This is a genomic window from Bartonella sp. W8122 (assembly GCF_016102485.1).
In the GTDB taxonomy this organism is placed as follows: domain Bacteria; phylum Pseudomonadota; class Alphaproteobacteria; order Rhizobiales; family Rhizobiaceae; genus Bartonella; species Bartonella apihabitans.
Genome location: NZ_JACFOO010000001.1, coordinates 1008082 through 1034161, shown reverse-complemented (window position 1 = coordinate 1034161; position 26080 = coordinate 1008082). Strand labels below are relative to the sequence as shown.

Genomic DNA, 26080 nt, shown 5'->3' with positions numbered 1-26080 from the left:
GAATGTAATGGCCAATTTCAGTGGCTGGTTAATAGCAACACTTAAACGCTGGTTAATTTATATCATTGGAGGCGTGGTCATTCTGGCCATATTGGGTGTCGGAGCCTTTTATATGGCCGCTCCATATCTGAACAGTTTTGTCAAAGACGAGATGACAAAACATGGTGTCAAAGCCGAACAATCAGAAGTGACCGTCGCTGGTAATGTCAACCTCAAAAATGTCACCTTACCCGTACCCGACGGTGTCTCTCTCAAAATAGGTGCCGTTTCCGGTCGCCCTCCTGTTGGCTTTGTCCCCGGTTCATTTACAATTTATGATATTGATTTGAAACGGGATAATATCCATGTCGTTGTACCTGAAATGACATTGAATGGTATCACCCTCAAAGATAAGGATACATCTATTGCATCCAACGTTTTACAAGCTTTGTTGCGCGTTGGTATATCGTCGGTCAATGCGCCGGATATAGAGGTATCCCTGTCCAATCCTCAAGGCGAGACAGAAAAACTTGATATCAAGGGCTTCTGGCTTTCGAGTTTGAAGGCCGGCAATATCGGTTCTGTCGGCATTGCAGGCATGAGTACAAATGTCGGTCTGCCAAATTCCAATGTGAGCGAACACAATAACCTTCGGCTGATTGGCAAAAGCAATGCCTTGCAAGCGAGTGATATTGATCTTGCTTACACCTATGCAATTTTGGCCGGTAAAGTAAAACCGGACAAAATTGGCCGGACTATCTTCGGACCTGTAGAACTCGGCGATATTGCAATCGATGTCTTCGAGGGCACCAACCGCAATGCCCATTTTTCGCTCAACAAGTTTAAAACCGCCGGGCTAAAAATGCGTCCGATGGAAGCCGTGCCTGAAGATCTTGCACGTGCCTATCTCGAAGCTAAAAAAAGTGGTGATGAAAAGGGTGAAAAAGCGGCAAGGAATGAGTTGCTCGCAACGATAGTATCGGCAATTACGGCTATTGATGCCGAAGTTGAAAAAGCTGATATCGATTTACCAGCAGTCAAAGCAAGCCTGAATTCGTTCGAACTCCAACCAAGAGAATGGAAACAAGCTGTTCCTGAAAGTTTGTTAGTGAAACTGGATGGTTTTTCATTAAACACCAGCGAAATGCCTCAGAAAAGTTTCGAAATGTTCAGGAATATGGGATTCAAAACACTGGATATCTCGGGCAAACTTGATTTCTCTTATAATTCCGGTCGTCAAACTCTTTCCCTTAATGATCTGTCATTTAACGCAGATGGCATTGGTTCAGGCGAAATGTCCGCAACAATTATCAATGCCGGTTCAGAACTCTTTTCGGGCGACAAACAAGCAATGCTTGATGCTGCAAACCAAATTGGCATCACTAAAGCGGATATGCGTTATTCCGATTTCGGCTTCATCGACAAATTGTTTACCTATCTTGCCCGGAACTTGAACGACAATAAACACGATCTCAAGAAAGAACTTTATGACGACTTTTATGTGGTTATGACGAAGAGTCCGGCAATGCTTTTGAAAGATCACGAAGAAGCACAAAAGATATCAGCTGCTTTCGGTGCTTTTGCAAAAAAACCGGGAACACTCAAAATATCAATCAAAGCCAAAGACGATAAAGGACTCACAGCAACTGATCTTGAAACAGCATTGCAAAATGATCTTGCAGGTGCTCTCAATAAAGTCGATCTTGTCGTAAAAAATGAAAATTAAATGGTGAAATATAATTATATAGAGAATTATCTAACAGATAATTCTCTATATATCGTGTCGTATTATTTCATATAATCAATCACACTCTTGTAAGAATCAAAATATATTTGAATTTCTCTCTTTAAGTTGGGCAATTTATAAATTTTATCTACATATTAAAGCTTCAAATTTCGAACACCATAAATAATATTGTTGGCTTGTATATTCTCCCTTGTTTGGATATAAAAATGTCGGGTGTCCGGTAAATTGTTTACGGGCAGGTTTCAAGCTGGTCGGGCCGCCAGCACAGAGGAACTTGCCATGAAAAATATAAACCACCGCTTGCCTAACCGTGCATCTGTTTTTGCCGAAAAGATATTTACAATCTGTCGCACCATAGTTCATATTGAAGCTATGGCGGGCGTTGCTCTCGTTATTGCAACAATGGTCGCTCTCTTACTTGCCAATTCAACTTATGCGACCGTTTACCAAAAATTCTGGCAGCAAAAAATTTCAATAGAAGCTTTCGGATATTCCTTTTCCAAAGACCTGCACTTTCTGGTCAATGACGGCTTGATGACGCTCTTTTTCCTTGTCGCAGGCATGGAAATAAGACGGGAAATCCATGATGGCGCATTGTCAAAATTCCGTCAGGCTTTGTTGCCTCTGGTTGCAGCTATCGGCGGCGTTATTGCGCCGGCGATTATTTATTTTTCCATCAATCCCATGCCGCCAACCAGTCATGGCTGGGCTGTGCCCACTGCAACCGATATAGCCTTTGCAATCGGTATTCTGGCGCTTCTCGGAAAATCGGTTCCAAACAACTTAAGAATCGTTTTGCTTGCGCTCGCCACTATAGACGACATTATCGCCATTTTGATTATCGCGATTTTTTATTCTAACGGCTTTGACGTGACAGGCCTGCCCATTGCATGTCTTGCAATTATCATTCTCGTTTTTTTGCAATGGATAGGAATTAATTCGGCTCTGATTTACGTTCTTCCTGCTGCTCTCCTCTGGCTCGGACTTATGATATGCGGTGTCCACCCCTCGCTTTCGGGCGTAATATTGGGATTATTGACACCGGCACTTGCACCCCGCTCATTGATTGCGCCTGTTGACCGACTGACTTACGCTTTGGAAATATTGAAAAATGAAAAGCCTGAAGACAGCGCTTCAACGCACCATTTTGCTCTTCTTGAAATACGAAAGAGTGAAGCTGCAATTGACGCTCCCGTATCCCGACTTGTTGCCGCCTTTAGTCCTTGGGTATTATTTGTCATTATGCCACTCTTTGCACTAGCCAATGCGGGTATCAATATTTCCAATGTCGACTTTAAAGATCATTTCTCCCTCATTATCATGGTTGGAACAGGACTTGGCCTTGCTATTGGTAAACCTTTGGGCATTGTCCTCATAAGTTTCCTTGCTGTCCGTTTCGGGCTTTGCACTCTCCCTTCGGGAGTAAACTGGCGCGGAATGGTTCTCGTCGGATTATTAGGGGGTATCGGTTTTACCATGGCGATTTTTACAGCCACTTTAGCCTTCAACGCTCCTCGACAATTGGAAGCGGCAAAATTCGCGATTCTATGTGGATCCCTGATGTCCGCTATCTTCGGATTGAGCTATGGTTTATGGCTGAAATTTCGTAAACACCATAGGACGCGTAAACCGGATAAAGAACATTTCTTGCATTAAAACCTTCTTTGTGAGAACGATTTCTGCATAAAAAACCCGTCATGCTGCACTTTAAATTTTTTACTCTCGAAAAATTGCCTTGTTATCGGTGTAAACGGGCCGGTCTCTCCAAAGTCTCTTTTGTTCAATATTTCGCAATGTCGTTACAAAGTGAAACACACTACAGAATGATCTGACCAATTGAAGCAAAATTAACTAGCTTGAATTTGCTTTTTGGCAGAATTGCTACTTTTAGCGCGTCGTGATTTGCTGTTTTTCCTTTACTTCCTCCACTTCATGTCTATATTGGTGCACAGAACAAATAGTGAACAAAAATGGTCAAAACGCTCAAACAAAAATTGGCAATTCTGGCAGATGCTGCCAAATATGATGCCTCCTGCGCATCAAGCGGTTCCACGCGTCAGTCGCCAACAAAAAGCGGCTTGGGGTCAACGGCAAATATGGGAATTTGCCATTCCTTCACACCTGACGGGCGCTGTGTTTCCCTGTTAAAAATTCTGCTCACCAATTTTTGTATTTTTGATTGTGCCTATTGTGTCAACCGGTCTTCAAGCAATGTCGAGCGGGCGCGTTTCACTACGGACGAGGTGGTGTTTTTGACGCTCGAATTTTACCGCAGAAATTACATAGAAGGCTTGTTTCTTTCGTCCGGCATTATCCGTTCTCCGGACCAAACAATGGAGGAATTGGTTAAAGTTGCCCGCGATTTGCGAACCATCCACCATTTCGGCGGCTATATCCATTTAAAAACCATTCCGGATGCTTCGGACGCGCTGATCAAAGAAGCCGGACGTTACGCAGATCGCTTGTCGATCAATGTCGAACTGCCAACAGAAAAAAGCATTAACCGCTTTGCTCCGCAAAAAAAGATCCTGACAATCAAGCAGGCTATGGCGAATGTCCGGATTGATATAGAAGCATCCAAAGACGCGACATTACAGACGAAAAAAACGCAACGTTTCGCGCCCGCAGGGCAATCTACCCAAATGATCATCGGTGCCGACGATGCCAATGATGCGACAATACTGCAATCAAGCGCCGAGCTTTATTCGGGTTATCGGCTGAAACGCGTTTATTATTCGGCATTCAGTCCGATTCCGGATGCTTCAAACCTGCTTCCCGTCAAGCGCCCGCCGCTTTTAAGGGAACATCGGCTTTATCAAGCCGATTGGCTTTATCGGTTTTACGGCTTTGCAATGGAAGAGCTGACCGCGAAAACAAATGGTGGCATGCTTGATCTTGAATTCGACCCGAAACTCGCCTGGGCATTACAAAACCGGCACCTCTTTCCGGTTGACATCAATAAAGCCGACAGGGAAATGTTGTTACGTGTTCCCGGCCTTGGTGTGCGCAATGTTAAACGGATATTGGTAGCACGCCGGTTCAAGCGGCTCGATTTTTCAGATTTGAAAACCTTTCATATCAGCCTTGAAAAAATAAAACCGTTTGTGACTGCCGAACGCTGGACGCCTAAAAACCTTCTCGACAGTTCGCACCTTGCCGAGCGTTTTCGTGCCCGCCCCACTCAACTTGATCTTTTTTCATCATGAAAACGATTGTTTTGAAAAAGCAGGGGGATTTTGACGAGTGGCGAACGATAGCGCGTTTGCTATTGCAGGAAGCAATGCGTCCGGAAGATGTTTTTTGGCATTACCATTCGGCCCCGACATTATTTGACAGAGAGCCCGCCTCTCCGCCTTCAGAAAAATATCAGCCTTCACAACGAAGCCAAGAATTTCTGGTGCCAAAGCAGTTCATCAATCTTGCGAAAAATGTCATCTGCCACGAAAGCGAAGATTCGGCCGCCCTTTTATATCGCCTTCTTTATCGCTTGCAGCATGATAAAACGGTTCTTGAAAGAATTTATGACATTGACACTGCAACAGCTTTATCGCGGCAAAAAGCTGTTTGCCATGACATCCACCATATGCATGCATTTTTACGTTTCAAGGAAATTGCCAGCCTTGGCGACGACACATTCAGGCGTTGTTTTACCGCCTGGTATGAACCTCAACATTTCATTATTGCGGAAGCGATACCGTTTTTCTGTCGGCGTTTCAGCGACATGGATTGGCAAATTCTCACGCCGAAAGGCAGTGCATTCTATTTTAACAAAAGACTGTTTTTTGGCGAACCGATATTTAAAAAGCCACAAAATAAAGATGAAACCGAAGAGCTATGGAAAACCTACTTTTCCAGCATTTTCAATCCGGCAAGACTGAAAGTCAAAACCATGCAAAGTCATATGCCGAAAAAATACTGGAGCAACCTTCCGGAAGCGGAAATCATCGATAGTCTCGTTGATAATGCGGAAACGCGCATTGAAACGATGGAAAGACAACCGGTTCTGCCACCTCCGCTCTTTCATTCCCGTTTAACGGAAAGAAATGCCGAGAATGTCATTCGAACGAGTTTGAAGTCGCAAGCAACGCTTAAAACTTTGGATGATCTCAATAAAGGTATCAAATCATGCAAAAGTTGCCCATTGCATTGTTCATCAACGCAGGCTGTCTGTGGCGAAGGGCCTGAAAATGCTTCTCTAATGATTGTCGGAGAACAACCGGGCGATCGTGAAGATCTCGTTGGTCGGCCATTTATCGGTCCTGCAGGGCAAGTGTTTGACAAAGCTGCCCATAGGGTAGGACTAAAACGGGATGAGGTTTACATCACCAACGCTGTCAAACATTTCAAATATGAACTCAAAGGTCGCAAGCGCCTTCATAAAAGAGCAGACAGGAGCGAGGTCGAGCATTGTCGCTGGTGGCTTTTGAAAGAAATCGACATCGTCAAACCGAAGCTTATCGTTGCCATGGGGAAAACCGCCCTGTTCTCACTCACAGATTTGAACGAGCCGTTAAGCGGTTTGGTGGGTAAAATAATCGAGACAGAAGAAAAAATTCCGGTGCTTGTCACTTTTCACCCGTCATATCTTCTCCGGATCAAATCGGAAGAATTGAAGAAACAAGAAACTACAAGGTTTGAACAAAGCTTGCAACTTGCGAAGGCAAAAATCAACTTTTGATAGGCCAGAAAAACGCCATCTAGCCCTTCTTGAAGCCACTTCACTAAAATCGTGATACTGACTTGATAACCCCCTGTTGAATAGGACTTAACAAATATTAACTTGTTGTTTTTGCTATATTTTAAATTATCACTTTTCCGTGATTGATACATTTTAAAGTGATTTGAGATTGATTGCCGTGATGAAGATATAAGCGTTAGAGAGTTTGGAAAATATATCCAGATTGATCCAATTGCAATTAAAGCCGTTAGCCAAAGCTAAGGGCTCATAAAAACGGTGAATGAAATGAAAAAATTAATGTTTATTGCGCTTGCAAGTTTATGTGGTGTAAGCAGCGCCTATGCCAGTGGTTATGCTTTTGACGATGGTTCACCGGTCAACACCTATGTCATCGGTTCTACTGCCCAATCCGGCATGAACAAAGGTTATACCGGCAATTCACGTGCTTATACACGTGCAAATGGATTTGGCGATGGTTCGGTCGAAGATAGCTATGTCATCGGTCACGCGCAAAAATCCGGTGAAGCAACGCATGGTGGATCTATCAACGAAGCCCATTTCGGCGATGGATCACCGGTAAATCACCATTAAAAGCATCGCGAAGTTATGTTTTACGAAAACCGGCTTTTGAGCCGGTTTTTTTGTGTTCTCCCACAAGTTTTCCTGTTTCTGTATTCTAAAGCCACTGTTATCTCTACAGAGCCACTCACCAACTATTTTATCGACCATTTCCATTTAAAAACTGTGCTTTCCGGAATGGCAATACAATATTTTTCTACTTACCGGTTGCTAATATTAAATTTTCGTTTATGTTTTTAATCGGATTTTTCATTAACCGACTAACTAATGATTGTATCAACAACACCGAAACAGATAAAGCAAATTAGGAGTATTTTTAACCGAATATAAGAATTATTAAAAAGACTTTTTTATTTTTTTGAACGGGTATGAATTAGTATTTTTTATTTATAATTCAATTGAATTTTTTCTCGAATTTAGACTTGGCTGATCGGATTGCTGCGCTATATGGGCATGAAGATCAACTCTTTCCCTTGGTATCCCCGAGGGATTTCATCCAAAACGAAATATTAGTTCGGATATGAAAACCGATTTATATTTTCGCATTCAATAAACTATAGATAAAAATCGAAAATGACGATCTTGACTACCCCATCAGCGCTTTCAAAAATCGAACTTATTGCCGTTATTACCGCAGTTACGAACGGTCAACCAAAAGTTATTACTGTAGGACCAGAACAAAAACTTCCATCCGGACCGTTAGAATTCGGGCAACAAAGCCTGGAGTCTTCTTTACGTGACTGGATAAATACAAAAACCGGTCATCCCGTCGGATTTCTCGAACAACTTTACACATTTTCCAATCGTTTGCCTATCTCTGCCGAGAACGGTACGCGAACAATATCCGTCAGCTATCTGGGCTTGGTGCGTGAGCAAGACGAGTTTTCTCCAAATGCCGAATGGCATGATTGGTACGAGCATTTTCCATGGGACGATTGCCGAAGTGGAAAACATCCATGTGTCGACGAAATTATAAAAGCGCTCAATGTTTGGGCCGAAAAAGATAAAGTCCATTGTGACTTCAAGAAACGCAGAATTTCTTTTCTTTTCGGATGTAACGGCTTTTCGTGGCACGAAGATTTCATTCTCCAACGATATGAAATTCTATATGAAGCGGGTCTCATTGCCGAAGCTGGAGGCAATCTTTTTGCGGGAACGCCAATGTTTGCCGATGACCGTCGAATTTTAGCAACCGCTATTGGACGGCTCCGAAGGAAAATAAAATATAGAGCTGTGATCTTTGAACTGTTGCCGGAAAAGTTCACATTATTACAGCTACAAAAAACGGTAGAAGCGATTATAGGAAGGCGCCTTCATAAACCGAATTTTCGTCGTTTGACCGAACAACAGGGAATTATCGAAGAAGTAGGCGAACGCGAAACACAAACAGGTGGTAGGCCGGCTAAACTCTATCGTTATCGTCAGGAAATTATTGAATCCTGTGTGGTCAACCTCTCGCGGTTTCCGATTGCCCGCTCCGGGAATTAAACTCACCATTATCCCGACCGATAACTATCCCGTTTTGATTTTGAACAAGCTCAGATGGGTATCCTTTAAACATGACCGGCGGAAGTTAATGGCTTTAGTGTCATCTTATCGCGGATGGTCCTTGCGTTTAACAAACGCCTATCTGTTCATGAATTGTTGAAGCACATCTGACGTTTCATGAGCAAAAACTCGTTGAAGATGACGCGGGGTTCTTTTTTTTCACCTGTTTTTCTGGCGAATAGTCTTCCATTACCGAGAAACCTCGTGCCTTTCAACGAAGCTTGAATTGAAAATGGTTTGCGTTTTTTACCCCCTCACCTTATGACAAAAAAAGGGGAGCCTTCCCCCCTCTCTTCTTTCGTTTTAACCGTCGATTTAAAAATGTATTAACAGTCAATTCAAAAATCCCAGTCTGAATCTTCCGTTGCAACGGCTTTACCGATCACATAGGACGAACCGGAGCCTGAAAAGAAATCATGGTTTTCGTCTGCATTCGGTGAAAGAGCTGAAAGAATAGCAGGATTAACTTTGCAAATATCGGGAGGAAACAGAGGCTCGAATCCCAGATTCATTAGTGCCTTATTCGCGTTATAGTGTAAAAACACTTTCACTTCTTCGCTCAAATTTACCCCGTCATAAAGCTGTTCGGTGTATTTTGTTTCAATATCGTAAAGATCCATCAAAAGCCCATAGGTAAAATCCTTGATTTCATTCTGCTCGCTTTGAGAAAGCTTGTTGAAGCCGATTTGAAACTTGTAACCGATATAGTAGCCGTGCACCGCTTCATCACGAATGATGAGCCTGATAAGATCGGCGGTATTGGTGAGTTTTGCCCGACTTGACCAATACATCGGTAAATAAAAGCCAGAATAGAACAAAAAACTTTCCAGAAAAACCGAGGCAATTTTTCGTTTCAAAGCGTCACTGCCATTATAATGATCAAGAACGAGCGCCGCTTTTTTTTGAAGAAAAGCATTCTCTTCAGACCAGCGATAGGCTTCGTCGACATCCTTTGTCAGGCATAACGTCGAAAATATCGACGAATAGGAGCGGGCGTGAACTGCTTCCATAAAAGCAATATTGGTAAGCACCGCTTCCTCGTGCGGCGTAATTGCATCCGGCAAAAGCGAAATGGCGCCTACAAAATTCTGCATTGTGTCAAGAAGAGTAAGTCCGGTAAAGACGCGAATGGTCAATTGCTGTTCTTCTGGTGTCAAACTCGCCCATGACGAGACATCATTGGAAAGCGGTACTTTTTCAGGAAGCCAGAAATTTCCTGTCAATCTGTTCCAGACTTCAAGGTCTTTTTCATCTTCAATTTTGTTCCAGTTGATCGCCGGAATAGTTTTTAAATGGTTTGTTAGCATCGGAAATTTATCCTTAAAGGCTACAGGAAACACAGGTTTCGACTTCGGTTCCGCTCAAGGCTTTTTGGCGTAGCCGCACATAATAGATGGTTTTGAGTTTTTTCTTCCACGCGTAGATTTGCGCTTTATTAATGTCGCGCGTCGTGGCGGTATCCGGAAAGAACAGCGTTAATGACAAGCCCTGATCGACATGTTGTCCGGCTGCGGCATAAGTATCAATGATTTTTTCCGGACCTATTTCATAGGCGTCCTGATAATATTCAAGATTATCATTGGTCATATAAGGTGCCGGATAATAGACACGACCGATCTTGCCTTCTTTGCGTATTTCTATTTTTGCAACAATCGGGTGAATGGATGCTGTGGCATTATTGATATAGGAAATCGAGCCGGTGGGCGGAACCGCCTGTAAATAACGATTATAAAGCCCCCATTTTTTGACCGATTGCTCAAGCTCCTGCCAGTCTTTCACAGTTGGAATTCTGAAATGCCGATCTGCAAAAAGCTGTTTGATGCGTTGTGTTTGCGGCTCGAACTTTTGAGTGAGATATTTTTTAAACGCACGCCCATCAGCATAGGCTGATTGTTCAAAGCCTTGAAATGTTTTACCCTTTTCTTTGGCAATAAGGTTCGAGCTTCTCAACGCATGAAAGGCAACTGTATAAAAATAGAGATTGGTGAAATCGAGTGCTTCCGGAGAGCCATAATAAATGTGCTCCTTGGCAAGAAAGCCATGCAAATTCATTTGACCGAGGCCGATAGCGTGCGCCTCGCGATTGCCTTTTTCAATGGATGGCACACAAACAATATCGCTCATTTCGGAAACCGCTGTTAAAGCCCGGACCGCTGTTTCAACTGTTTTGCCGAAATCGTTGGACTGGAAGGCTTTAGCGACATTGAGCGAGCCGAGATTGCACGAAATATCATTACCGATGTGACGATAGCTCAAATCGGCATTCAATGTGCTCGGCTCATTGACCTGAAGAATTTCAGAGCAAAGATTGCTCATATTGATGCGTCCGGCAATTGGATTGGCACGATTGACCGCATCTTCAAACACGATATAGGGATAACCCGATTCAAACTGAATTTCGGCCAGAGTTTGGAAAAAATCACGAGCATTGATTTTTTTCTTGGTTATGCGCGGGTCGTCAACGAATTTGCGATAATGTTCGCTCAAAGATATGTCGGATAAGGCTTTACCCGTGACTTTCTCTACATCATAAGGTGAAAAAAGGTACATATCCTCGTTATTGCGTGCAAGCTCGAAAGTAATATCGGGGATGACCACCCCAAGGGAAAGTGTTTTGATGCGGATTTTTTCGTCGGCATTTTCCCGTTTCGTATCGAGAAAACGCATAATATCGGGGTGATGGGCACTTAAATAAACCGCCCCTGCCCCCTGCCTTGCGCCCAATTGATTGGCGTAAGAAAATGCATCTTCAAGAAGTTTCATGACCGGCACAATTCCGGACGACTGGTTTTGTATTTTTTTGATCGGTGCGCCTTGTTCTCTGATATTGGTGAGGCACAAAGCGACCCCACCACCACGCTTGGACAATTGCAAAGAAGAATTAATTGCGCGACCGATCGATTCCATATTGTCTTCAACCCGCAGAAGAAAACAGGAAACAAGTTCTCCACGTTGTTTTTTACCAGAATTGAGAAATGTTGGCGTTGCCGGTTGAAAGCGACCGCTCATCATTTCATCGACAAGCCTTTCGCAAAATTTTTTGTCGCCTGTAGCAAGTGTCAATGCCACCATAACGACACGATCTTCGTAACGTTCGAGATATCTTTTCCCGTCGAAAGTCTTCAGCGTGTAACTCGTATAATATTTGAAGGCACCCAAAAATGTGGGAAAGCGGAATTTGAACGCATAAGCACGTTTGAAAGCTTTTTTGATAAAAGCAAAATCATAACAATCAAAAACGGTTTTCTCGTAATATCCTTCACGCACGAGGTAATCGATCTTTTCTTCAAGATCATGAAAAAATACCGTATTCTGATTGACATGCTGCAAAAAATATTGCCGCACGGCTTCACGATCTTTATCGAACTGGATGCGCCCATCTTCGTCAAAGAGATTGAGCATTGCATTTAATGAATGATAATTTTTATCACTATCTAAAGTGTCTGTTTTTTCTGGGCTATCTGTTTCCATAATTTTCCTAATCCTTGTCTGACAAGGTTCACATCTTCTGTTGTCCCCCTGAGCTCGAAACTATAAAGCCAGGGCACACGACACTTTTGAGAAATGACTTTTCCGGCAAGTGCATAAGCCCAGCCGAAATTACGATTGCCACCGGCAATAACGCCTTTAAGAAATTGCCTGTTCTCTTCATCATTGAGAAAATTGATGGCGGTTTTGGGCACTGCCCCGTCGCCTTTGGCACCGGCGTAAGTCGGTACCACCAGAACATAAGGTTCAACCACTTTCGGAATCGCTGTTTTTTTGAAAAGTCTTAAAGACGGTTCACCGATTTGTTGCACAAAATAATCGGTATTGCCGGTCGCACTCGAATAATAAACAAGGAGTGCCATTATTCTAGCCCGTTTATTTTATCAGGTTGGAAACCTGCCCAGTGATTGTTTCCGGCAACAACTACCGGCAACATTTTATATCCCAAACTTTCGATATAGGATAAGGCTTCCGCATCTTTGGAAATATCCACAATATCGTAGGAAATATGTTTATTATCCAATGCCTTGTATGTTGCTTTGCATTGTACGCAAGATGGTCTGCTGTAAATTGTGATTGTCATGATTTTTTCCTGATTTCTGGTTGCAAAATCCCGCCTGCTTTCTTCCTTGAGAAAGCAGCATGAGAGACGTTTTTTAAAGTTGCGTCGATAAGGCGAACTTTAGCCGGTCAGGAAAAATGACTGAGAATCTTAGACATAAAACTTCCTTCCCGAAGCAATGTGGGGGATATGGCAAAGCCCACATCCGCACAAAACACGTCCGGAAAGGCCATAACCAGAACACCCCGTCTGTTGACATTCAATTCAAGGCAGGTCTCCTGGCTCATGGCTTGAAGCGCCAAAACCACCTTCCCGGGTAACCCCAGTGGCATAAGGTTTTGACTTACCATTTACAGTTGCGGGGGCAGCTTCGGCTTTTTAATAAATTACCGAATTCCCTCTTAGCTCTTTCACCCGATTTCGAATCAAAAAGAACCTTGAACACAATATCTAGTATCACTCACAAGATTTGCGTCAATATATTTTAAAAAATCAAATCGGATTATGTACAATTTTTGCGCGTTTTGCGAAAAAGGGATCACGCAATTTTCCCTTTTACAATGTCACTTTTTGTTGACGGTCCAATTATATAAATTGAATTTAGATTTTTATGAAATTAAATTAAAGCCACCCGCCGTTATAGCGGAGAATTAATCGGGGGGAGGTAGATATTCGGAGTATAAAATGACTACCTCAACAGCCACAAAGGCTGAACCTGGTGTACAAAGCGGAACGACTTTATATAGACGCATAAGTGTGGCAATGTTTTTTGCCGGCTTTGCAACTTTTTCTCTTCTTTATTGCGTTCAGCCACTACTACCATCTTTTGCAAACCATTATCACATAACGCCAGCGAACAGTTCGTTGGCGCTTTCTATATCAACCGGCTTTCTGGCCTTTTCCATTCTTCTTTCAAGTGCCTTTTCCGAAGCGCTCGGCCGCCGCGGTTTGATGACCGCGTCGATGATCGGAGCTTCTGTTCTGAACATTGTCGCGGCGCTTGCAACAAGCTGGCATTGGCTGCTTGTCGCGCGTGCACTGGAGGGTATTCTCTTAGGGGGCGTTCCGGCGGTTGCGATGGCCTACCTTGCCGAAGAAATCGCTCCACGAGGGTTCGGAAAAATCATGGGGCTTTATGTCGGCGGTACGGCATTCGGCGGCATGATGGGGCGGGTTGGTATGGGCAGCCTCATCGAATGGTTCAATTGGCAATGGGCGTTGGCTATTATCGGCATTATTGACCTCATTGCAGCCATCGCTTTCTATTTTCTGTTACCACCATCAAAAAACTTTGTTGCCGTTCACGGCATCAATATCCATCATCATATCAGAGCATGGGTAGGCCATATCGGTTCGATACGGTTGCTTTATATCTATCTCTTCATCGCTCTTGTGTTCGGTGATTTCGTTGCGATTTTGAACTATACGGGCTTTCGCATGAGCGGAGCACCGTTCTTCCTTAGCCCGACGCAAATCGGCTTTATCTTCTTAAGCTATGTTTCGGGTATCATCGTTTCACCGATTGCCGGAAATTTGACCAACAAATATCACCGCAGCTCCCTATTGTTCGTTGCTGTTGCAATTCTGGCTTTAGGCTTAATTTTGACGCTGACCAACAGCCTGTTCTGGTTTATTGTCGGCATAATTTGCGTAACGATAGGTTTTTTCGCCGCCCATGCGGTGGCAAGCAGTTGGGTTGGCCGCATTGCCGTCGGAGCAAAGGGACATGCAACAGCACTTTACCTTCTGTTCTACTATATGGGATCGAGCTTCATCGGTGCATTTGGCGGCTGGTTCTGGTTCCATGGCGGCTGGGACATGGTCATTGCATTCACCGGTACGCTCGTCATCATCGCGTTCGGATTCTGCTATTTGTTACGGCGTCGTGAATTGGCCTGAATTTTTCATTGCTGTGGAGCATATGAAGTAAATGCAGAGAGCGTGAGTTTCACGTTCAGGAAAATAACAAGGCGCGCCAAATACCATTCAGGTCTTTGCGCGTCTCTTTCAATTTAAAACCACCCTCGGAAAAAAGAGCAATCACGTCTTCTTCCTGACCTTTGCCAATTTCAACCGCAATCAGTCCATGCGGTTTCAAAAATGGTCGGCCTTCTGTTGCGAGCTTCCGATAAAATTGAAGCCCGTCTTCCCCACCCGACAATGCCCTCAAGGGATCGTATTTTTTTACCTCGGTTGCAAGTGAACAAATTTGACTTTCCCGAATATAAGGCGGGTTCGATATAATCATATCGAACTTTCCTGAGAGACTAAAAAACCAGTCACTGTTTAAAGGCGTAAAACGGTCTGCTACACCGGCATTTTTTGCGTTCAATGAAGCTGTTTCTAAGGCATTGTCACTGATGTCGACAGCCGTGGCCTTGAGCCCGTCAACATTTGCCAGAAGAGCAATGGCTATGGCGCCGGTTCCGGTTCCCATATCGACAATTCGGGCTTTCCCACATTGCCCGATTATGGCTTGAATTTCAGGTAACGCCAAATCGACAAGCGCTTCTGTATCGTCTCTTGGTTCGAGCGTATCAGCAGAAAGCTGAAACTCTATCCCGTAAAATTCCCGTTTTCCGATAATGCGGTAGACCGGTTTACCATTCAGCCGTTCAAAAATTGCCTTATCAAGCCGTTGCAAGGCTTCATCACTCACTTGAAGATCGGGATTGAGAATTTCATCTGTGCGGGTCGTCGATGTGACAAACTCGACCAGAAGACGTGCATCAAGATCGGCATTTTCCAGTTTTTTGTCGCGGAACAGTTTTCTTGTTTTTTTCAAAACATCGGAAAGACTTGCCATAATCAGCCGCTATTGCCCAGTTCTGCAAGCAAGGTCGCTTGATGATCGGCAATCAGCGCATCAATCAGCTCGTCAAGTTCGCCTTCCATGACCCTGTCAAGCTTATAGAGCGTAAGATTTATCCGGTGGTCTGTCACACGACCTTGCGGAAAGTTATAGGTTCTTATGCGCTCGGATCGGTCACCGGAGCCAACCTGACTTTTACGGGAAGCAGAGCGTTCGGTATCTGCTTTTTGACGTTCCATATCATAAAGTCGGGCACGCAAAATCTGCATGGCACGCGCACGGTTCTGGTGTTGGGATTTTTCCGCCTGCACGACCATAATACCGGTCGGCAGGTGGGTGATACGCACGGCAGAATCGGTTGTATTGACGTGCTGGCCACCGGCGCCTGACGCCCGCATGGTATCAATCCTTATGTCTTCCGGCTTGATTTCGACATCGATTTCTTCTGCTTCAGGTAAAACCGCGACGGTTGCTGCCGACGTATGAATGCGCCCGCCCGCTTCCGTTTCCGGAACACGTTGCACACGGTGCACACCGGACTCGAATTTCAGCCGCGAAAACACGCCCTTGCCCGTGACAGAAGCGATTATTTCCTTATATCCGCCAACATCACCTTCGCTTGCGGAAACCACTTCAACTTTCCAGCCATGCAAACTCGCATAACGTTCATACATACGAAAAAGATCGCCCGCAAAGAGGGCAGCTTCCGACCCGCCGGTACCTGCACGTATTTCCAGAATGGCGCTTTTTTCATCGGCTGCATCTTTGGGCAGAAGTTCGATTTGAACATCATGTTCCAGTTTGGCAATTTTGGCTTTGATTTCGGGTAATTCTTCTTCTGCAAGGTTACGCATTTCGGAATCGATCGAATGATCTTTCAACATTGCCTCAAGATCGTCCTCTTCGTGATGAGCCTTATTGAGTTCACGTATCAGACCAACAATATGTTGCAATTCCGAATATTCCGAGGCGAGCTTAACATAGGTCTCGGCATCGGGATTATTTGCCATTTCGCTTTCGATCATCTCGAAATGCTTTTCGAGCTGATTCATACGTTCTTGCGGTAATGCAACCATATTTTTAAAAGCCTGTATGTTGATATGGACCAGTTTTCCCCGATCACCGATCAGAACCGGGCAAATGTGTGATAATGCACCCCAAGCCGCTTGCCAATCTAAAAAGTGCTTATGTTAAATGGATAAAAAAATTACAAGCGCCTTTTTTGCGTTACCTATGGCTGATGGCTAGGACCGAAACCCGCGCGGGTCGTTATTTGTGCTTGCGTTTTTTACCATAAAGTTCGAACCGATGGTGGATAATGTCATAACCCAATGAATGGGCAATTTCTTCTTGTAATTTTTCAATGAGGTCGGAGCGGAATTCGATGACGTCACCGGTGTCGATATCAATGAGATGGTCGTGATGCTCGCGGTTTTTCTGTTCGAAGCGTGACGGACCGCCTTCAAACTCGTGCCGTTCAATTGCACCAACTTCCTCAAGAGCCTTCATCGTACGATAGACAGTCGACAATGAAATTGTCGGGTCTTGTTCACTTGCACGTTTAAAAAGCTCGAAAGCATTGGGGTGATCGAGATTATTATTGAGAAGATCAAGAATAATACGACGTTGCCTTGTTATTCTAAGGCCACTTTTACGTAATTCTTTTTCATAATCGGGTTTATCTTCCATCATATCTTTAGAACCGATAATTCAATCTTGTGCAAGGAAAAAGTAGAATTTTATATTCAAGATTATACCCCACACCTCAGTTTCAAGAAAGTAGATTACTTGTTAAAACTCTACATCAATAAAAACCTTGAGCACTGCTCAAATCGTTTTGCCAAAAACTCTATGGCAAAGCAAAATGACCGCGCGAAAACACATTGTTTATTTCGAAACCAACCATCTTTTGAATGACGCCATGCTGATTATCAACAATCGTGATTTTCACGAATTGTCATAAGACACAAACACCAGATCAATCAGGCGTGTCAAACAAAAGATCCGTGACAATGCTTGTATTTTTTGCCCGACCCGCACGGACAAAGTTCATTGCGGCCCACCTTGCCCCATGTGGTCGGATCTTTCGGATCACGTTTAGACGGCGCAACAACGGTATCATTTTCAGTACCTACCGAAATCATGCCTTCCGCATCGTCCTGACCGTTAAATTCCGGATGATCGGCATGCATTTCGGGAAGCGGAGCGGGCTCGGCCGGTTGTTCAACTATTTCAAACCGCATGAGTTTGGAAACAACGTCACGCCGCAAATTGGCAAGCATTGCCTGAAAAAGTTCGAAGGATTCAGTCTTATATTCGTTGAGCGGGTCGCGCTGGCCATAACCGCGGAATCCGACGACCGAACGCAAATGGTCAAGATTGACCAAATGTTCGCGCCATAATGTGTCAATGCTCTCAAGCAACATGGCTTTGCGGAAATAGGCCATAACTTCCGGGCCAAAGCGTTCTGCACGTTCCTTCGCACGCTCTTCCATGGCGTTCTTGACGCGTTCCAGTATCTGCTCTTCGGCAATACCTTCTTCCTTCGCCCAATCCTCGACGGGTAAATCAAGATTGAACAATTCACGCAATTTGTCACGTAGTCCGATCGCATCCCATTGTTCGGAATAGGTACCGTGCGGCACATATTTTTCGACGAGATCCTCTATGACTTCATCGCGCATTTCGGCGATCATATCGGTAAGATCTTTGGAATCCATAACCTCCATGCGTTGTTCAAAAATAACCTTACGCTGGTCATTCATGACATCGTCATATTTCAGAAGGTTTTTACGAATTTCGTAGTTGCGAGCCTCAACCTTTTTCTGCGCTTTTTCGAGTGCCTTGTTAATCCACGGGTGGGTGATGGCCTCGCCTTCTTTCAGGCCGAGTTTCTGCAACATTCCATCCATGCGGTTGGAACCGAAAATGCGCATAAGATCGTCTTGCAATGACAGATAGAATTTTGACCGCCCGGGGTCACCCTGACGGCCGGAACGACCGCGCAACTGGTTATCAATACGTCGGCTTTCATGGCGTTCTGTCGCCAGAACGTAAAGGCCACCGGCGGCAAGCGCCTTTTCTTTCAATTTCGCAACATCTTCTTTGATTGCTGCAATCTTGGCATCGCGTTCGGGACCTTCAGGAACATCTTTCAATTCCTGTTCAACGCGCATATCGACATTGCCACCAAGCTGGATATCGGTACCGCGGCCGGCCATATTGGTGGCAATGGTAATTGCCCCCGGCACACCTGCTTGGGCAACAATATAAGCTTCCTGCTCGTGATAACGGGCATTCAATACATTAAAACCGGTAATACCATCTTTCCGCAGGCGATCAGCCAGATGTTCGGATTTTTCGATTGACGTAGTGCCAACCAGAATAGGCTGCCCGCGTTCGTGGGAGGCACGGATATCACGAACAATTGCCTGATATTTTTCTTCGACAGTGCGATAGACCTCGTCATTCTCGTCGATACGTTTGACCGGCAGATTGGTCGGAATTTCGATAACCTCAAGGCCATAAATATTGCCGAATTCTTCCGCTTCGGTTGCCGCAGTACCGGTCATACCGGCCAATTTGTCATACATGCGGAAATAGTTCTGGAAAGTGATTGAAGCAAGTGTCTGGTTTTCCGGCTGGATAGCGACATGTTCCTTGGCTTCCAAAGCCTGATGAAGCCCTTCCGAATAGCGGCGCCCCGGCATCATACGACCGGTAAATTCGTCAATGATCATGACTTCGCCGTTACGCACAATATAATCTTTGTCGCGCGTAAACAATTTATGGGCTTTCAACGCATTGTTGATGTGATGCACAATCTTGACATTTTCGATGTCATAAAGGCCATGGCCTTTTAACAGCCCTGCCTCGGCAAGCATTTTTTCAACTTTTTCTGTACCGACTTCGGTAAAAGTTGCCGTCTTCTGCTTTTCGTCGATTTCATAATCTTCGGGCTTCAGCGGCGGAATAAAAGTATCAATCTGTTTATAGAAATCGGTACGATCTTCAAGCGGTCCGGAAATGATAAGCGGCGTTCTTGCTTCGTCAATCAGAATAGAATCAACTTCGTCGACAATCGCGTAGTGATGTCCTCGCTGAACCATCTGGCTACGATCAAATGTCATATTGTCACGCAGATAATCGAAGCCGAGTTCATTGTTGGTGCCATAGGTGATATCGCAGGCATAAGCAGCGCGACGCTGGTCGTTATCAAGGTCATGAACAATAACGCCGGTTGTAAGACCAAGAAAACCGTAAAGCTTCCCCATTGTTTCGGCATCACGTTTTGCCAGATAGTCGTTAACCGTGACGACGTGTACCCCTTTGCCTTCAAGAGCATTGAGATAGACCGGCAATGTCGCCATCAGGGTTTTACCTTCACCGGTACGCATTTCCGCAATACCGCGATTATTCAAAACGATACCGCCAATAAGCTGGACATCGAAGGGGCGCAACCCGAAAACCCGTTTAGAGGCTTCTCTTGCAGTTGCAAAGGCTTCCGGCAAGAGAGAATCAAGTGTTTCTCCCTCTTGTAATCTTTTACGGAATTCATCGGTTTTCTGCCGTAATTCACTGTCACTCAATGCCTGCATTTGCTCTTCAAGAGCATTGATCTCGGCAACTTTTGGCCGAAGAGACTTGATGCGACGTTCGAATGCCGAACCGAATATTTTGCGCGCAATGCCGCCTAAACTGACCATTTCTGGTCCTTTCCGATGTTAGTTGTTGGCGTTTATCAACGCCCGTTGAGTGACGTACACCCTTTAATCTTCAATGGCCGTCCATGCAACCGGAACCGGCTGACAAGTGCCGATGAAGTCTTGCAAAATTTAAACCCAATGTTCACGACAGAGATAGGTGTCGAGACATTTCCTGTCAACAGTAAGAGCACAGTTTGTCTGCCAATCAGGCATAATAGAACAAAAGTAAAGGGGCTTTTTAACTTCGGTTGCAGTTCAAGCGCCAATAATGACGTAAAGAACAAATTTTCAACAGAAAAGATGTGAATTGCTGTGCCAAATTGCTAACATTTTTCCCAATTGTGAAAACTAAATGATATGACAGATCCCAGTTTAACCCTTTATTCCAGTCCAGAACGTAGTTGCGTTCTTAAGGAGACAGTTAATGAAATTCATTCCCGCCACATTTTTGCTGTCGTCGGCTCTGCTATTGAGCACCAGCCTAACATCAATAGCACAAAATGCTCCCCAATCCACGGCCGACAAGCCGGCTGCCACAGACTCTGCCCCCCAACCCAAGGTCCCTGATCCGGCAAGTGCACAACAAGCTGCCCCTGAAAAACCGGTCGATCCATCACATGTTATGGCTATTGTCGACGGGAAAAATATTACCGCTGGCGAACTCGATGCAATAGCAAATGATATTGATCCCGGACTTGCCCGCTTGAAAGACCAACAACGCCGGATCACAGTGTTGAAAATTTACATTGATATGAAAACACTGTCCGATGCAGCCGTTAAAGACGGTTTGGATAAGACACCTGAATACGAGAAACGTATGGATGTCATGCGAGACAATGTTCTCCAGCAACTTTATTTCAAGAGCTCGATTGTTGACAAAATAACCGATGACGATGTCAAAGCGCGTTATGAAAAAGAAATTGCCAGCCTGCCGAAAGAAGAAGAGGTTCATGCCCGCCATATTCTGGTAAAGTCCAAGAAAGAAGCTGAAGACATTATCAAGAGCTTGGAAAAGGGCGGTAAATTCGACGAAATTGCCAAGTCAAAATCCACCGACGGTTCAGCTGCTACAGGTGGCGATCTTGGCTACTTCACACGCGGACAGATGGTCAAGCCATTTGAGGATGCCGCCTTTAATTTGAAAGTTGGCGAATATACAAAAACACCGGTTGAAAGCCCGTTCGGTTGGCACGTCATCAAGGTGGAAGATCGCCGCACCAAACAGCCACCGGCATTGGCAGACGTCAAAGACGCTATTCGCAATATGATTGCGCGTGAACGTTATACCAAGTTGATCGCCGATCTGCGCACTAAAATGGATGTCAAATATCCTGACGAAGACGTTGCCAAGCTCATGACGAGTACAAAAAGCGGTAGCGCCGGTTTGCCTGAAGACCAGTCTCAGGAAGATGACCAGCCTCAGGAGGAAGAAGACCAATAAGTTTCACTTTGAAGACAATAATGCCGGACAAATGCCTTTTCAAACAGCTTGTCCGGCATTATTATTTTTATTCTCTTCATTGTCATTCGGGGCATTTCTATGACCGTTAAAATTTCGCCGCTTGCACCAAAAACTTTTGCTAAATTGCCTCCGATAAAAGGTGTGCGTCTTCAAACGACTGAAGCCGGCATCAAATATAAAGGGCGCACCGATCTCCTTTTTATCATATTCGACGAAGCAGCCAATGTCGCCGGTGTGTTTACCCGTTCGAAATGTCCCTCGGCACCTGTTGATCATTGCAGGAAAATTCTTTCTCATGGGGTGGCGCGTGGTGTCGTCATAAATTCCGGTAATGCCAATGCCTTTACCGGCAAAAAAGGTATTGCAACAACAGAGGCCACGGCGAAAGCGGCAGCCGATTGTCTTGGATCAAAACCGCAGGAAATCTATCTTGCCTCCACCGGTGTTATCGGTGAACCGATGGATGCTTCGCGTTTTACCGGTTTGCTACCCGAGATGGCAAAAAATGCCAAAGAAGACAAATGGCTTGATGCCGTTAAAGCAATCATGACAACGGATACCTTTCCGAAGCTTGCAACGCGGACGATCGATTTTGACGGGCATCCCGTCATTATCAATGGCATTGCCAAAGGTGCCGGCATGATCGCTCCGAATATGGGAACTATGCTGTCCTTTATCGTAACCGATGCACCTGTGGATGCTGCCATATTACAAGAAATATTGTCAGACAAAGTTCGCGACACATTCAATGCCATTACGGTTGATAGCGATACATCGACATCGGACACACTTCTGTTATTTGCAACAGGTACCGCGAATAAAGAAATCAAATCTCTCACGCAAAAAAATGACCCTCGTTATCAAGTGCTTGCCGAGGGCATTTATGAAATTTTGCACGAACTTTCTTTGCAAGTCGTCACCGATGGTGAAGGTGCGCACCACCTGATCGAAGTCAGAGTTGAAGGCGCAACAACGAATGAAGCAGCCAAAACCATTGCCCGCTCCATCGCCAATTCGCCGTTGGTAAAAACAGCGGTGGCAGGGGAAGACGCCAATTGGGGACGAGTGGTCATGGCTGTCGGTAAAGCCGGTGTCGAGGCTGATCGTGACCGATTGGCAATATGGTTCGGCCCCCATCGCTTGGCCGTTGATGGAGAACGTGATCCCCATTATAGTGAAGAAGAAGCCTCGAACTATATGAAAGGCACGCATATAGTCATTAAAGCCGATATCGGTTTGGGAAATGGCTGTGCAACAATATGGTCGTGTGATTTGACGAAAGAATATGTCGAGATTAATGGTGACTACAGAAGCTGATAATAGAGAACGCCGGAGCACAACTCTGGCCGAGATACGCAGACTTGAAGCACTCTCTGCCCGAGCCTGGCCTACAGAAAAAGAATTTTATGATGGTGTTTGGGCCTGCCGTTCGACAGAAAATATTCCCTCGGCTCGCATTAATTCGGTAACCCCGCTTGATCCTGACGATAACAAAAATCTCGAAAAAAGGGTTAAACATCTATGTTTTGATAACGGCGTCTATAAAAGGCCGTTGCGATTGACGCCGCTCGCGCCACTCGAACTTTTCGACGAACTCAAGCAAAATGGCTGGGCAAACTTTAAAGATGTGGCCGTGATGGTTCTTGAGCCAATCCCGCATATTTCAGGGTCGGATGTCAAACTTAAAGACATCAATATCGAAGACTATAGCAAGTTGACTGTCAGCAACCACACACATGAAAACCGCTATGCTGAAATTTTTCTCAAGCTTCTGAAACGCATCAAAGGCAAACCCACATTTTACCAGCTTGAACGGGATAATCAGGTGATCGGCAATATCATTACTGTAAATGATTTCGGTCAAGTCGGTCTTATCGATTTTGCAATCGTGCCGAATTTGCGCGGCCGCGGGCTTGGTTGTTTGGCACTACAAAGTCTGATCAGTACAATCAGGCGTAAAACTGCCGACGTTCCCATTGAAAGACTTTGGCTACAGGTCGAGACTTTGAATAGTGCCGCCTGGCGCCTTTACACCGGTGCCGGTTTTAAAACAATCTACCATTATCAATATTGGAGACCAGGCGTTTGACCAATCTGAAAACGCTCCTCATCGTGGTTGCCTGTGCCTTGATCGATGAAGATAATCGGGTTTTGCTGGCCGAACGGCCGAAGGGTAAGTCACTCGCCGGACTATGGGAATTTCCCGGAGGCAAATTGGAACCCGGAGAAACGCCTGAACAGGCACTTATCCGCGAACTTGACGAAGAATTGGCAATTAAAGTGAAAGAGGATTGCCTTTCGCCCTTTACTTTTGCAAGCTATTCTTACGAAAAATTCCATTTACTGATGCCGCTTTATATTTGTCGGCGTTATCAGGGAATAGCAAGGGGAGCTGAGGGGCAAAATCTCAAATGGGTTCGGGCTGACGATCTTGATCATTATGAAATGCCTCCTGCTGACAAGCCGCTTATACCACTTTTAAAAGATTTGTTGCTTTAACCGGTTATTAACTTTGTTTAAGCCGGATTGTACCGGATTGAACCAGTGTTAAGTGGTTATTAACAGGTGACTTTTAGCATGTATCTCAGTTACTCTGGAGAAATATCATGCATCACCAAGAGTTTTCAAAATTAGATCATAATGACCTTACTCAATCAGCAGGGACGGGTGTTTTGCGTATCGTATTACTTTTCGGTTCTGTCGCTGTCGCACTTGGTCTCATCCTTGTACCAATGCTTGCAGATCGTAAGGATGCGGAATTCACCCAATCAATTTTTCAAAATAAAGTTGATTATTCTACAATGACAGGTTCAGTCAACCAATCGCCTATTCCTCAAATAGATGACGTAAAAAATCCTAATTAAAAGTCTGAAAGTAGGATAAAATAGCTTAAAAAGTTATTTTATTAAAACATTTTTCTTTGAGATAAGCGCCTTTGCCCCCTATATCGTCACTAAAGGGATAGTCCCTGCACTGTTGTGTTTTATACCGTATCAAGGGGCAGTTTTTTTACATGCTTATCGGATTTATTGCCAATCTCGTCATATTCATTCTGTTACTCATTGCACTTGCCAGAACGGCAAGAACAGGCTGGAGTCTTTCACGTCGGGTTTTGATCGGACTTGTTATTGGCGTAATCTTCGGAATCATATTGCAGTCCATTTACGGTCTTAACAATGCGCAATTAAAAAAATCCATCGAATGGTTTAATATCGTTGGCAACGGTTATGTCCTGCTTTTGCAAATGATCGTTATGCCGCTGGTTTTTGCGTCCATTCTTTCTGCGGTCGCCCGTCTTCATTCGGCTTCGTCACTTGGCAAAATCAGTACGATCACCATAGGCATTCTTTTGTTTACCACATTGATTGCGGCTTTTGTCGGTGTGATGATAGTCAATCTCTTTGGCCTTTCGGCTGAAGGCCTTGTTCAGGGAAGTGCCGAAAGTGCCAGATTGAGTGCTATAGAGACCAATTACATGTCCAAAGTTGCCGATATGAGTGTTCCCCAACTCGTCCTTTCTTTCATACCCAAAAACCCGTTTGCCGATCTCACAGGTGCCAATCCTACTTCGATTATCAGTGTCGTTATTTTCGCAGCATTTCTTGGTGCGGCAGCTATTCGCCTGATGAAAGACAATCCCGAAAAAGGAAAAGGCGTCATTTCGGCAATCGACACGTTGCAGGCCTGGGTCATGAAACTGGTTCGCCTTGTCATTCTGCTTACCCCCTATGGCGTTCTCGCTCTTATGACAAAGGTTGCAGCCACCTCCAATGCCGAGGATATTTTGAAATTACTGGCATTTATCGTCGCTTCCTATCTGGGGCTTGCGATTATGTTTTGCGTACACGGATTGCTGCTCGGACTTTCGGGCATTAATCCTCTGCGTTTCTTTTCTAAAGTTATGCCGGTATTAACATTCGCCTTTACCAGCAGGTCAAGTGCCGCCAGTATCCCCTTGAACATTGAAGCTTTGACCGAACGCATAGGCGTTCCGCAATCGATTGCCGGTTTTGCAGCATCTTTCGGTGCCACAATAGGTCAAAATGGTTGTGCCGGCCTCTATCCGGCAATGCTTGCCACCATGGTAGCACCGACTGTCGGCATCAATCCGCTTGATCCTGTCTGGATTGCGACACTCGTCGGTATCGTCACATTAAGCTCGATCGGCGTTGCGGGTGTTGGTGGTGGTGCAACCTTTGCAGCCCTTATTGTTTTGCCGACAATGGGCTTGCCGGTTACACTTGTTGCATTGCTCATCTCTATCGAGCCATTGATCGACATGGGACGCACGGCTTTGAATGTAAATGGTGCAATGACGGCCGCAACAATTACCAGCCAGATTTTACACGAAACCGATAAATCGGTTTTTGAATCCGACAATGATAAGGAACTGACCAATAGTTGAGGAAGCAAACTACCCGTCATAAAAACGGTTGCGCGCGAATTCCTCTTTATTGCCTGAGAAAAGCTGTACACGCTTGATCCAGTTTTTAAAGATAAATGAAAGTTTATCGAATG

21 protein-coding genes and 1 riboswitch are annotated in these 26080 nt (G+C 44.8%); of the genes, 13 read left to right on the top strand and 8 right to left on the bottom strand.

What is annotated here, in order from left to right; translation table 11 throughout:
- The first annotated feature begins 7 nt into the window (after positions 1 to 7).
- From H3S83_RS04535 to H3S83_RS04510, 6 genes are all read left to right on the top strand, one after another.
- Positions 8 to 1705: a hypothetical protein gene (locus H3S83_RS04535; RefSeq protein ID WP_198239031.1), complete on the top strand. Its 1698-nt coding sequence runs from the start codon at positions 8 to 10 to the stop codon at positions 1703 to 1705.
- 300 nt (positions 1706 to 2005) lie between these two features.
- Entirely contained in the window at positions 2006 to 3382 is a 1377-nt protein-coding gene (gene nhaA / locus H3S83_RS04530; protein ID WP_198239030.1) for a Na+/H+ antiporter NhaA, read from the top strand.
- 314 nt (positions 3383 to 3696) lie between these two features.
- Positions 3697 to 4932 (top strand): putative DNA modification/repair radical SAM protein, encoded by a 1236-nt coding sequence (locus H3S83_RS04525; protein WP_198239029.1) that lies wholly within the window; start codon positions 3697 to 3699, stop codon positions 4930 to 4932.
- Positions 4929 to 6404, top strand: a complete 1476-nt coding sequence (locus tag H3S83_RS04520) for a UdgX family uracil-DNA binding protein (protein ID WP_198239028.1) — start codon at positions 4929 to 4931, stop codon at positions 6402 to 6404. The genes H3S83_RS04525 and H3S83_RS04520 overlap by 4 nt, the downstream gene beginning before the upstream one ends.
- A gap of 285 nt (positions 6405 to 6689) precedes the next feature.
- A complete protein-coding gene (locus tag H3S83_RS04515) occupies positions 6690 to 6995 on the top strand; it encodes a hypothetical protein (protein WP_198225141.1) in 306 nt (101 codons plus the stop codon).
- Positions 6996 to 7556: 561 nt separating this feature from the next.
- A complete protein-coding gene (locus tag H3S83_RS04510) occupies positions 7557 to 8471 on the top strand; it encodes a hypothetical protein (protein WP_077970699.1) in 915 nt (304 codons plus the stop codon).
- A gap of 398 nt (positions 8472 to 8869) precedes the next feature.
- Here H3S83_RS04510 and nrdF read toward each other — a convergent pair whose 3' ends face one another.
- From nrdF to nrdH, 4 genes are read right to left on the bottom strand one after another with little or no spacing between them, the layout of a single operon-like run.
- Entirely contained in the window at positions 8870 to 9838 is a 969-nt protein-coding gene (gene nrdF, locus H3S83_RS04505; protein ID WP_198239027.1) for a class 1b ribonucleoside-diphosphate reductase subunit beta, read from the bottom strand.
- 13 nt (positions 9839 to 9851) lie between these two features.
- Complete coding sequence (gene nrdE / locus H3S83_RS04500) at positions 9852 to 12002, bottom strand: class 1b ribonucleoside-diphosphate reductase subunit alpha (protein WP_198239026.1); 2151 nt, start codon at positions 12000 to 12002, stop codon at positions 9852 to 9854.
- Positions 11966 to 12382 (bottom strand): class Ib ribonucleoside-diphosphate reductase assembly flavoprotein NrdI, encoded by a 417-nt coding sequence (gene nrdI / locus H3S83_RS04495; RefSeq protein WP_198225145.1) that lies wholly within the window; start codon positions 12380 to 12382, stop codon positions 11966 to 11968. The genes nrdE and nrdI overlap by 37 nt, the downstream gene beginning before the upstream one ends.
- Positions 12382 to 12603 carry a glutaredoxin-like protein NrdH gene (nrdH, locus tag H3S83_RS04490; RefSeq protein WP_198225146.1) on the bottom strand — a complete coding sequence of 74 codons (222 nt, stop codon included), beginning with the start codon at positions 12601 to 12603 and terminating at the stop codon, positions 12382 to 12384. Before nrdH ends, nrdI begins: the two co-directional genes overlap by 1 nt.
- 229 nt (positions 12604 to 12832) lie before the next feature.
- A riboswitch (cobalamin riboswitch) is annotated at positions 12833 to 13037 on the bottom strand.
- Positions 13038 to 13266: 229 nt separating this feature from the next.
- Here nrdH and H3S83_RS04485 point away from each other — a divergent pair.
- Positions 13267 to 14481 (top strand): MFS transporter, encoded by a 1215-nt coding sequence (locus H3S83_RS04485; protein ID WP_198225147.1) that lies wholly within the window; start codon positions 13267 to 13269, stop codon positions 14479 to 14481.
- 55 nt (positions 14482 to 14536) lie between these two features.
- Here the strand turns inward: H3S83_RS04485 and prmC are convergent, their stop codons facing one another.
- The 4 genes from prmC to secA all read right to left on the bottom strand — a co-directional run bounded on the left by prmC (position 14537) and on the right by secA (position 20100).
- Positions 14537 to 15388, bottom strand: coding sequence for a peptide chain release factor N(5)-glutamine methyltransferase (gene prmC, locus H3S83_RS04480; RefSeq protein WP_370541333.1), 852 nt, complete (start codon positions 15386 to 15388; stop codon positions 14537 to 14539).
- 2 nt (positions 15389 to 15390) lie between these two features.
- Complete coding sequence (prfA, locus tag H3S83_RS04475) at positions 15391 to 16470, bottom strand: peptide chain release factor 1 (RefSeq protein WP_198225148.1); 1080 nt, start codon at positions 16468 to 16470, stop codon at positions 15391 to 15393.
- Between the two features lie 193 nt (positions 16471 to 16663).
- A complete protein-coding gene (locus tag H3S83_RS04470) occupies positions 16664 to 17083 on the bottom strand; it encodes a Fur family transcriptional regulator (RefSeq protein ID WP_077970686.1) in 420 nt (139 codons plus the stop codon).
- 302 nt (positions 17084 to 17385) lie between these two features.
- Positions 17386 to 20100, bottom strand: a complete 2715-nt coding sequence (gene secA, locus H3S83_RS04465) for a preprotein translocase subunit SecA (protein ID WP_077970685.1) — start codon at positions 20098 to 20100, stop codon at positions 17386 to 17388.
- Between the two features lie 424 nt (positions 20101 to 20524).
- On the opposite strand from secA, the gene H3S83_RS04460 reads away from it, so the two are divergent.
- The 6 genes from H3S83_RS04460 to H3S83_RS04435 all read left to right on the top strand — a co-directional run bounded on the left by H3S83_RS04460 (position 20525) and on the right by H3S83_RS04435 (position 25967).
- Positions 20525 to 21541 (top strand): peptidylprolyl isomerase, encoded by a 1017-nt coding sequence (locus H3S83_RS04460; RefSeq protein ID WP_198225149.1) that lies wholly within the window; start codon positions 20525 to 20527, stop codon positions 21539 to 21541.
- Between the two features lie 99 nt (positions 21542 to 21640).
- Positions 21641 to 22879, top strand: a complete 1239-nt coding sequence (gene argJ, locus H3S83_RS04455; RefSeq protein ID WP_198239025.1) for a bifunctional glutamate N-acetyltransferase/amino-acid acetyltransferase ArgJ — start codon at positions 21641 to 21643, stop codon at positions 22877 to 22879.
- Complete coding sequence (locus H3S83_RS04450) at positions 22848 to 23651, top strand: GNAT family N-acetyltransferase (RefSeq protein WP_198239024.1); 804 nt, start codon at positions 22848 to 22850, stop codon at positions 23649 to 23651. Before argJ ends, H3S83_RS04450 begins: the two co-directional genes overlap by 32 nt.
- A complete protein-coding gene (mutT, locus tag H3S83_RS04445) occupies positions 23648 to 24061 on the top strand; it encodes an 8-oxo-dGTP diphosphatase MutT (RefSeq protein ID WP_077970681.1) in 414 nt (137 codons plus the stop codon). The genes H3S83_RS04450 and mutT overlap by 4 nt, the downstream gene beginning before the upstream one ends.
- 107 nt (positions 24062 to 24168) lie before the next feature.
- The gene (locus tag H3S83_RS04440; RefSeq protein WP_077970680.1) at positions 24169 to 24426 is read left to right on the top strand and encodes a hypothetical protein; all 258 of its coding nucleotides are present in this window, start codon (positions 24169 to 24171) and stop codon (positions 24424 to 24426) included.
- A gap of 149 nt (positions 24427 to 24575) precedes the next feature.
- The gene (locus H3S83_RS04435; RefSeq protein ID WP_198239023.1) at positions 24576 to 25967 is read left to right on the top strand and encodes an L-cystine transporter; all 1392 of its coding nucleotides are present in this window, start codon (positions 24576 to 24578) and stop codon (positions 25965 to 25967) included.
- The last annotated feature ends 113 nt before the right edge of the window (positions 25968 to 26080 follow it).